Below are 10,122 nucleotides of genomic sequence, written 5' to 3' on the forward strand. Positions count from 1 at the left end.
AGGGAGTCAAAGCCGGCATGACCGGCTTTGACTTTCCGTTTGTCGCCCGGGAGTAGGAGTGGAACGATGAGCAAACGCGATTACTATGAAGTGCTCGGGGTCGGTAAGGACGCTTCTCCGGAAGACATAAAAAAAGCTTACCGCAAGCTGGCGCGCCAATATCACCCGGATGTCAATAAGGCGCCAGACGCAGAAGCAAAGTTTAAAGAAGCGAAGGAAGCGTACGATGTTCTGAGCGACGAGCAAAAGAGAGCGCAGTACGACCGCTTTGGCCACGTCGATCCGAACCAGGGCATGGGCGGGGGCGGCTTCGGTCAGGATTTCGGCGGTTTCGGCGATATTTTCGATATGTTCTTCGGAGGCGGTCAGCGCCGAAATCCGAACGCTCCTCAACGGGGGAACGATCTGCAGTACACGCTAACCATCGAGTTTAAAGAAGCGGTATTCGGCAAAAAAACCGATATTCGTATTCCTCGGACCGAGACCTGCGACACTTGTGAAGGCAGCGGCGCAAAACCGGGAACCAAGCCGCAAACATGCGGTGTCTGCCATGGCTCCGGCCAGCAGGAAGTGGTGCAGAATACGGCGTTCGGCCGCATCGTTAACCGCCGCGTCTGCTCGGCCTGCCAAGGACAGGGTAAAATCATCAAGGACAAGTGCGGCACCTGTCATGGTTCGGGTAAGGTCAAGAAGCAGCGTACGATTAATCTGAACATTCCCGCCGGAGTGGACGACGGAGCGCAGCTTCGTGTCACCGGCGAAGGAGAAGCCGGAACGCGCGGGGGTCCTCCAGGGGATCTGTATGTCGTTATTCGGGTGAAGCCTCATGAATTTTTTGAGCGCGAGGGAGACGATATCTACTGCGAAGTGCCGCTGACATTCGCACAGGCGGCACTCGGGGATGAAATCGAAATTCCAACCTTAACCGAGAAGGTGAAGCTCAAAATTCCTGCCGGTACCCAAACGGATACGTATTTCCGTCTCAAAGGCAAAGGCGTTCCGCGACTTCGGGGCTATGGACAAGGCGATCAGCATGTCAAAGTCGTCGTGGTTACGCCGACGAATTTGACTGATGAACAAAAGGAACTGCTGCGCGAATTCTCCAAGCTTTCCGGTGAGAATACGAATGGACAGCAGCAGTCGTTATTCGAACGAATGAAAAAGGCTTTTTTAGGCGATTGATGAACACGGCAGGCTTTCCGCTGGAGCGGATTGCCTGCCGTGTTTTTTGTATATTTGAGCAGATTGGGGCTGAAACTAATTGCATTGTGAAAGCATAATCGACTATTGGACAGGAGGTTTATGGATATGAATGCAAAGAATAAGGCACAAAATGAACTGTCTACAGCCAAAAACGAGGACGTTGAATTTTCGGGCGAGCTGGCCGATGGCGATGACCGGAAAGCCGCTCAGCGTGCCGAAGCCGCCGACGCCCGCCAGGAAAAGAACCAAGGGTAGCGCGATGGCGGAGAAAAGCATACTTGCCTATTTTCACTCGCTGGAGGAAGCGGAAGGAGTCGCTTCCAAACTGAGAGCGCTGAGGGCCATCGACGTGTCCGTTGACCGTTTCGGCAAATATCCCGGAGACGGCGTTGATCACGTGATGAATCCGATCACAAGCGACTTTCCGGGGCTTGGCTACTTGACGCAAAGCGCCGATTTCGACAGCCGGGATGCGGCGGTGTTGGCTGCGGCGGACGTAGACGCCAGCGGCTTGGCAGGCGGGGCGGAATCGGACCTGACCGGCAGAGACGTTGTGTTGGCGGTTGTTGTGGACGAAAGCATATATGAACAGGCTCTCCGCGTCGTACATGAAGGTGGAGGCATTCCATAAATTTGAATGAATAGCTGGCACCCGTTCAGGATGCCGGCTATTCATTTTGGAATTCATAGGCCTTCTGAGGTAAATATGATTCTAGACCAGCCGGTTTGTTAACGATAAAGATAAAAATGATAAATTTGTAGACGTGTGATTACCGCATCTTCAAAACAATGAAAACAAATGATTTCAAGAGCGGCTGCCCCCCCCCATAACCATAACCTCTCTGTGCACGAAGTATAGGTTTTGATAAGGACCTGACCGGCAGACAGCATTTCTATTCTATGAAAAGTTTTACCCGTATGACGAATTGTTGTACAATAGGCGTAATGTGCTTTTTACCGAATGGAGGCTGGATAAGTTAATGCGATGGCATGAAGTAACGGTTCACACAACCGAAGAAGCGATCGAAATGATCTCGAATTTTATACATGAGCTGGGAGCCGGCGGGGTATCGATTGAAGAGTCGGGCACGCTTAACAAGCAGAGGGATACCTCGCTCGGACAATGGTACGAGCTTCCGCTGAACGATATACCCGAAGGGCGGGCTGTCATCAAGGGATATTTCTCCGAAGGTACCGATATGGAGGCTATTCTGCTTGAGCTGAAGCGTTCTGTGGAAACGCTGAGAGAGTACGATATAGATACGGGCGAACCTACATACGAGTTGAAGGAAGTCGACGATGAAGACTGGGCGAACGCATGGAAGCAGTATTTTAAGCCGCTTCGCATCACCGACCGTCTCACGATCAAGCCGACTTGGGAGGAGTATACTCCAGGACCTGACGAGCTGATTCTGGAGCTTGACCCTGGCATGGCGTTCGGTACGGGAACACATGCCACGACGGCGCTTTGCCTGAAGACGCTGGAGAGAGTCATTCAAGGCGGAGAAGATGTGATTGACGTAGGGACGGGCTCCGGCGTTCTGGCGATTGCCGCGGCGAAGCTGGGAGCAGGCCGCGTGCTTGCGCTTGATCTGGATCCCGTCTCCGTGTCCAGCGCAACGGAGAACGCCAAGCTGAACGGCTTGGAACGGCAAATTACGGTGAAGCTGAGCGATCTGCTGCAGGTGATCAATGAGCACCGCGCCGCCGGAGCTTCCGAAGGTACGCTTGGAGTGAAGCTGCCCGTACAGGTCGTGGTGGCGAACATTTTGGCGGAAATTATTCTGATGTTTGTTGACGATGTGTATGAAGTGCTGGAATCGGGCGGAACCTACATCGTATCCGGGATTATCAAAGCAAAAAAGGCGTCCGTGGAAGAGGCGTTGACAGCTGCCGGATTCATCATAACGGAACGTCACGAGGAGCAGGATTGGGTCGTGCTCGTCGCCAGAAAGCCGTAGGTGAAAGAAGATGGACTGGAGTTCGTTTCTGGCATTCCCGGTCGAGCAGATGCCTTTCGTTTTTGTGATGCTGCTGATCGCTTTCACCGTGCATGAGTTTGCTCATGCTTATGTTGCCGACAAATTCGGAGACCCGACTCCCCGGACAATGGGGCGGTTAACGCTCAATCCGCGCGTGCATCTGGACTGGCTCGGCATGATCTTTTTTCTCATTATAGGGATTGGATGGGCCAAGCCCGTGCTCGTGAACCGGAGTCATTTTAAATATCCTAGAAGGATGGGCATTATCGTATCTTTCGCGGGGCCCTTCAGCAATCTGGCGCTTGGATTTATCAGCTTGATCATCCTGTACGCTTTGCACTATTTCAACCTGATGTCCGGGATGTCATCCGGCATCCATATGGCGGTCAATCTCTTTTTGACGCTGATGGTGACGCAGAACATCTTTTTGTTCATCCTGAATCTCATTCCTTTTCCGCCGCTGGACGGCTACCGCATTCTGGAAGACCTGCTGCCGCGCCGAATTTTGATGAAAGTGAAGCCGTATGAGCAGTGGCTGTTTTTTGCGATTCTGCTGATGTTTTTCATTGAACCGATTCGTGCGGTAACACTGGGACCCGTCTTTGCGCTGCGGGAACCCATTCTGGCATGGTTTCAAGCGATAGTCAGCCTGTTGTTCGGAGGCTAAATTTGTTGTCAGGTCCCTGCCTGAAATGGTAAAATACTGTGTTCTTGTTCGGAATACTGGTTTTTACGGTAAAAAAGGTGTATGATGAAGGTTGACCGTTTTTACTTTATGTATAAGCGGTCAGACTTATTTTCGCGGAAGAGACGGTTTACCATGCAAAGATATTTCATTCAGCCGGAGCAGTTTACAGACGAAACCGCAACGATAGCCGGAGACGACGCACACCACTTAACCCGGGTGATGCGGGCGAAGCCGGGCGATACATGTATAGTGAGCGACGGCATAAGCCGGGAGGCCTTGGTCAGACTGCAAACGGTAGATCCTCGGCAGGTTGTTGCCGACGTGATCGAATGGCTGCCGATGGACAATGAGCCTGCCGTGGATGTTTGGGTGGCGCAAAGCCTGCCTAAAGGCGACAAGATGGAACTGGTTATTCAAAAGGGAACGGAAATCGGGGCGTCGCGTTTTATCCCTTTCGTGTCTGAGCGTACCGTAGTTCAATTGGACGGCAAAAAAGAAGGAAAGCGGCTGGAGCGGTGGCAGAAGATCGCCAAAGAAGCGGCGGAGCAGGCTCATCGCAATCGCGTGCCGCAAGTGGACCCGGTTGTATCCTGGAAGGATCTGCTGCGTCTGGCTCAAGAAGCCGATGCGGCTTGGATTTGCTATGAGAAGCAGAGCGTTCAGGAGCTTCGGGGACAGATCCGCAAGGCGATCTTGTCTCGCAAGAATGAAGGCCGCCGACAGAGGCTGCTGCTCATGATCGGGCCGGAAGGCGGGTTTACTGAACGGGAAGCGGCAGAGGCGGAAGCGGCTGGCTGCCGCGCCGTCAGTCTGGGCAAACGCATACTTAGAACGGAGACGGCCGCCATGGTCGGGCTCACGTGTATTTTATACGAATCCGGAGAGATGGGAGGAGAACAGTAACATGGCGACAGTCGCTTTTCACACGCTGGGCTGTAAAGTCAACTTTTATGATACGGAAGCGATCTGGCAGCTGTTTAAGCAGGAAGGATACGAACAGGTCGATTTTGAATCGACGGCGGACGTATATGTCATTAACAGTTGTACAGTGACAAATACAGGGGATAAAAAAAGCCGGCAAATGATCCGGCGCGCGATCCGCAGAAATCCGGAGGCGATTATAGCGGTAACGGGCTGCTACGCCCAAACGTCGCCCGCCGAAATCATGGCGATTCCGGGAGTCGATCTGGTGATCGGGACGCAGGACCGCGACAAAATTATGCCTTATATAAAACAATTGGAGCAAGAACGCAAACCGATTAACGCCGTGCGCAACATTATGAAAACCCGCACCTTCGAGGAACTCGACGTGCCGGATTTTGCCGACCGCACACGCGCTTTTCTTAAAATTCAAGAGGGCTGCAACAACTTTTGCACCTTCTGTATTATTCCGTGGTCGCGCGGTCTGATGCGCAGCCGCGATCCTCAAAGCGTGCTGAAGCAGGCCCGCATGCTGGTGGATGCCGGGTACCAGGAAATCGTGCTGACGGGCATTCATACCGGTGGCTACGGAGAGGATATGGAGGACTACAGCTTGGCCAAGCTGCTATGGGATTTGGATAAGGTGGAGGGTTTGAAGCGGATCCGCATCAGCTCCATCGAGGCGAGCCAAATTACCGATGAAGTGCTGGAGGTCCTGCAAAAATCGGACAAAATGTGCCGTCACCTGCACATTCCGCTGCAGGCCGGAGATAATGACGTGCTGGCGCGGATGCGCAGAAAATATACGACGGAGCAGTTCGCACAAAAAATCGAGCACATTCACCGCATCATGCCGGGTGTAGCGATTACGACGGACGTGATTGTAGGCTTTCCGGGAGAAACGGAAGAGATGTTCCGCAATGGATACCGGTTCATGGAGCAGATGAAGTTCTCGGAGATGCACGTATTTCCGTACTCCAAACGGACCGGTACGCCGGCCGCCCGTATGGAGGATCAAGTGGACGAGGAAATTAAAAACGCCCGGGTACATGAGCTCATCGATTTGTCGGAGCGGATGCAGCTTGATTACGCCAAACAGTTTGTGGGTCAAGTGCTGGAGGTTATTCCCGAGCGCGACTACAAAGGACAGCAGGGCAGCGGTCTGATCATGGGCTATTCGGACAATTATCTTCAGCTTGTGTTTGAAGGCAGCGAGGATTGGATCGGTCAGATATGCCATGTGAAGGTGACCGAGGCCGGGGTGAATGAGTGCCGCGGCGAAATCGTCCGCGTGCCGGAGATCGTGTCTGTGAATCCGTCCCCAAGGAAAACGGCCGGCACAAGCAGTGTCGATGCCATTCCTGGTCAAGCGGCAAAAGCTATCGTATAGATTGGGAAAGGAGAGGATTTCGTTGGGCAGCATGTTCCGATGAAATCCTTTCGATTTCTTTATATTCAGAAAGGGTGAGGTCCAATGAAGGAAATTTCGGCTGGAGGCGTCGTGTACCGCAAGGTCGGGGATCGCCTGCAGGTGCAAATGATTCAAGACCGCTATGGTAAAATTACGCTGCCTAAAGGGAAAATGGAGCCCGGAGAGACGATCGAACAAACCGCGCTGCGCGAGATTGCGGAGGAAACGGGGATCGTCGGGAAGATTGTGCAGCCGCTGGAGAAGATCACTTATCAATTTACATTGTCCGGCGTAGGCGTTGTGGACAAGGAGGTACATTATTATTTGGTAGAGGCGACGGGCGGAACGCTGAAGGCTCAAGTAGAGGAAATTCTCGGAGTGGAGTGGCTCGATCCGCTTGAGGCTTGGCAGCAGCAGATCCAATCGGGATACGGAAATAACGATTCGGTTCTCAAAAAAGCGCTGGAAGCGCTTGGATACGAGGTGAGCTGAATGAACGGATTTCAGGTAAAGGAACTGCCTTCATACATTGATCATACGCTGCTGAGGGCCGATGCGGACCGTGAGGCGATTCAAAAGCTCTGCGAAGAGGCCAGGCAGTACGGATTTTACAGTGTATGTGTGAATGGCGCCTGGGTTCCGTTATGCCGGGAGCTACTGCAGGATTCGGGCGTAAAAATCAGCGTAGTATGCGGGTTTCCTTTAGGTGCCGGCGACAGCTCGGTAAAAGCGTTTGAAGCGGCTGCAGCCGTGGATCAGGGAGCCGATGAAATCGATATGGTACTGCAAATCGGGAAGCTGATTCAGGGCGATTACGACGCCGTCCGCGACGATATACGTGCCGTCGTGCAGGCTGTAAAGGGACAAGCGATCGTTAAAGTCATTCTCGAGACGGGCGTCCTGACCGATGGGCAAAAAACGGCTGCCTGTCGTCTGTCCGAAGAAGCGGGAGCCCATTATGTCAAAACGTCAACGGGATTCGGTAAAGGGGGAGCTACAGTGGAGGATGTGGCACTTCTGCGCCGCAGTGTCTCTTCTTCCATCGGTGTAAAAGCATCCGGGGGCATCCGTGACCTGGAGACGGCGGTCAAGATGATTGAAGCCGGAGCGACCCGGCTTGGGACAAGCTCAGGAGTCGCATTGATGTCGGGGCTTGCGGGCTCGTCGTTGTATTAATCCTTTGGAGGCTTAAGGCTATGGCAATGATTTATTTGCAGAAAAAAAGGAAACAGCGGCTCGAGGAGGGGCATCCTTGGGTATTCCGCTCGGAAATCGAACGGGTAGAAGGAGAAATCGTCCCGGGCCGACTTGCTCGGATACATACGCATACCGGCCAGTTCCTCGCGGCCGGCTACTACAATCCGGCGTCGCAGATTGCGGTCCGGGTTGTTTCTTATGAACCGTTGGAGGAAATGAACCGGGATTTCTTTATTCGCCGCCTGCAGCAGTGTAAGGACCATCGCGAGCGGTTTCTTCCGGATGCTCGAAGCTTTCGCCTGGTCTATGGAGAAGCCGACCTGCTGCCGGGATTGATCGTTGATAAATTCGAGGACGTGCTGGTTGTCCAGATCCTGACGCTGGGGATGGAAGAGGCCAAAGAGGCCTTACTTGACGCTTTAATCGAAGTGATGCGTCCGGCAGGCATCTATGAGCGCAGCGATGTGCCGGTGCGGGAGCTGGAAGGTCTCACGCAGCGCAAAGGGCTCCTTTATGGCGAATGCCCGCGATATGTGACCATACGGGAGAATGGGTTGCTGCTGGAGGTCGATATCGAGCAAGGCCAGAAGACGGGATATTTCTTCGATCAGCGGGAAAACCGGGCGGCCCTGGCTCCGCTGATGAAAAACTGGGGCAAACGAAGCGGTATTGAGCTGAGGGAGAAGGTGCTCGATGACGGAACGGTGAAGCGGGTTCCCGTGAACAAAAGCGGAGCTGAGGTGACCTTTCCTTACTGGGACGGCGCTACGGTGCTGGAGTGTTTCTCGCATACGGGCAGCTTCACGCTGCATGCATGCGCGTACGGGGCGAAGAAGGTGACCTGCCTGGATATATCAGAGCATGCGGTGGAGACGGCCAAGCGAAATGTCGAACTGAACGGGTTCGAAGACCGGGTAGAGTTTGTGGTGGCCGATGCGTTCGATTATTTGCGCGAGCAATCCCGCGGTCTGGATCTCCGCCGGGAACGGGCTCAGGCGGACCGGCGGAAGGTGGATACCTCCGTCCCTTTGGCGAATAAAGGAAGAACGTGGGACGTCGTCATTTTGGATCCCCCGGCTTTCGCCAAATCGCGAAGCGCTGTGGAAGGAGCGGTCAGAGGCTACAAGGACATCAATCTGCACGGAATGAAATTGGTCAATGAGGGCGGTTATTTGGTGACGGCTAGCTGTTCTTACCATATGAGGCCGGAGCTGTTTCTGGAGACGGTTCACGCTGCGGCAGTGGATGCGGGCAAAACGCTCCGCTTGATCGAATTCCGCAGCGCCGGAAAGGATCATCCCCGAATTTTGGGAGTGGAAGAAGGAAATTATTTAAAATTTGCTATATTTGAAGTGCGCGGCAGGCGATAACCGAAAAAGCTTTGCAGCGCTGAGATACCGTTTAAGAGGAGAGGTGTCGTTAAATTGGGGAACATGCGTTTGAATGAAGCGATTCGGGGACGGCGCAGTATCGGACGGGTGAAGCAGGAGCCGATCACCCGCGAACACATTGAAGAGGTGCTGGAGGCGGGAAACTGGGCACCAAGCCATCACGGTACCGAACCGTGGCGTTTCTTCGTCATGACGGGCAAAGGTCGGCAAGCGCTGGCGGATGCCTATGCCGATATTGCTTCGGAAGCAGCTCCACAGCTTACGGGGGAGGAGCTTGAAGCGATGCGGGCGAAGCAAGCGGCCAAAGCGTTTCGCGCACCGGTTGTGATCGCTGTGGCGGTTTCGCCGTCGGATCGAAAGGGAGTGATCCGGATCGAAGAGTTTGCCGCAGCGCACGCCGCTGTGCAAAATATGCTGTTGACGGCGCATGCATTGGGCCTTGGAGCGATTTGGCGCTCCGGCGAACCGATGTACCACCCGCGGATGAAGCAGGCTTTTCAGCTGACCGAGAAGGAAGAAATGGTCGGGCTGCTGTATATGGGGATTCCGGATATGCCGCATCCGGAAGGCAAACGGAAACCGGCAGCGGATAAAACGGTTTGGATGACGGATTGACGTTCAGCAGATGCAAATGGATAACAGAAGGGCGATATCCGATACGGATACCGTCTTTTTGGCGTAAGGGGGTTCATTTTAACACAAAAAACCCTGTTCATTCCATTGGGGGAACGAACAGGGCTTCAACCTGCACAACCGGAATCCATCATTTTACACCTCTTTATACTGCATCGAACGAAGGACGGAACATGCTCTTATTCGATGTCGTTATATCCGTATTTTGCCAACAATTGATAAGACTCTTCTCTTATTTCCAAGAAATAATCGATAAACGAATTTAAAAATGTAATCATTGAAAATGACCTCCTCTTTTTATTTGCGGGCTTTTTCACCGTGGTATGCTGTGTTATGCCGGTCTTACAAACGGTAGTTTTTGGCTTTGCCGTAGCTTTATTATCGCTCCGGCCGACGCCTTTTGACAAAGTCGATATCTTTTCATGAAAGCGGCAATCATTGCCAATGAAAACCAATGAAAACGTAAATCATAGACCATGCTCTTACGATTTCGGGGTTTTACGCAGGATTTCATTGCCAATCGAAAATAAACCAGGAGGATTGGATGACCGCAGGTTCAAAAAATGCTCACATCAAGAACGTTTGTTCCTGTTTTTGAAAATATGTTATAATGACCAAAACCTCCCTTTTCCCAACACATGAGGATTTTGGTAGAATAATAGAGTTGAGGTAAATCCTACGCAACGGAGGAAGCGA

General features: G+C 52.9%; 11 protein-coding genes. All 11 read left to right on the plus strand.

The features are described from left to right. Positions 1-66 precede the first annotated feature (66 nt). The 11 genes from dnaJ to IJ22_RS04445 all read left to right on the plus strand — a co-directional run bounded on the left by dnaJ (position 67) and on the right by IJ22_RS04445 (position 9,408). Complete coding sequence (gene dnaJ, locus IJ22_RS04400; protein ID WP_062407529.1) at positions 67-1,182, plus strand: molecular chaperone DnaJ; 1,116 nt, start codon at positions 67-69, stop codon at positions 1,180-1,182. A 126-nt stretch (positions 1,183-1,308) separates the two neighbouring features. Beyond that, the gene (locus tag IJ22_RS25605; RefSeq protein ID WP_137670481.1) at positions 1,309-1,458 is read left to right on the plus strand and encodes a YfhD family protein; all 150 of its coding nucleotides are present in this window, start codon (positions 1,309-1,311) and stop codon (positions 1,456-1,458) included. A gap of 4 nt (positions 1,459-1,462) precedes the next feature. Next, positions 1,463-1,834 carry a hypothetical protein gene (locus tag IJ22_RS04405; protein WP_054818543.1) on the plus strand — a complete coding sequence of 124 codons (372 nt, stop codon included), beginning with the start codon at positions 1,463-1,465 and terminating at the stop codon, positions 1,832-1,834. Positions 1,835-2,183: 349 nt separating this feature from the next. After that, a complete protein-coding gene (gene prmA, locus IJ22_RS04410) occupies positions 2,184-3,164 on the plus strand; it encodes a 50S ribosomal protein L11 methyltransferase (RefSeq protein WP_062407531.1) in 981 nt (326 codons plus the stop codon). A gap of 10 nt (positions 3,165-3,174) precedes the next feature. Then, positions 3,175-3,852 (plus strand): site-2 protease family protein, encoded by a 678-nt coding sequence (locus IJ22_RS04415; protein WP_062407533.1) that lies wholly within the window; start codon positions 3,175-3,177, stop codon positions 3,850-3,852. Between the two features lie 153 nt (positions 3,853-4,005). Next, positions 4,006-4,776, plus strand: a complete 771-nt coding sequence (locus tag IJ22_RS04420; protein ID WP_062407535.1) for a 16S rRNA (uracil(1498)-N(3))-methyltransferase — start codon at positions 4,006-4,008, stop codon at positions 4,774-4,776. Position 4,777: 1 nt separating this feature from the next. Beyond that, complete coding sequence (gene mtaB, locus IJ22_RS04425) at positions 4,778-6,184, plus strand: tRNA (N(6)-L-threonylcarbamoyladenosine(37)-C(2))-methylthiotransferase MtaB (RefSeq protein ID WP_062407537.1); 1,407 nt, start codon at positions 4,778-4,780, stop codon at positions 6,182-6,184. A gap of 84 nt (positions 6,185-6,268) precedes the next feature. Further along, a complete protein-coding gene (locus IJ22_RS04430) occupies positions 6,269-6,697 on the plus strand; it encodes an NUDIX hydrolase (protein ID WP_062407539.1) in 429 nt (142 codons plus the stop codon). Further along, a complete protein-coding gene (gene deoC, locus IJ22_RS04435; RefSeq protein ID WP_054818546.1) occupies positions 6,698-7,381 on the plus strand; it encodes a deoxyribose-phosphate aldolase in 684 nt (227 codons plus the stop codon). Between the two features lie 20 nt (positions 7,382-7,401). Beyond that, entirely contained in the window at positions 7,402-8,772 is a 1,371-nt protein-coding gene (locus IJ22_RS04440) for a class I SAM-dependent rRNA methyltransferase (RefSeq protein WP_054818547.1), read from the plus strand. A gap of 63 nt (positions 8,773-8,835) precedes the next feature. Next, positions 8,836-9,408: a nitroreductase family protein gene (locus IJ22_RS04445; protein WP_054818553.1), complete on the plus strand. Its 573-nt coding sequence runs from the start codon at positions 8,836-8,838 to the stop codon at positions 9,406-9,408. Positions 9,409-10,122: the final 714 nt, after the last annotated feature.

This window comes from Paenibacillus naphthalenovorans (assembly GCF_001465255.1).
GTDB classification, from domain to species: Bacteria; Bacillota; Bacilli; order Paenibacillales; family NBRC-103111; genus Paenibacillus_G; species Paenibacillus_G naphthalenovorans.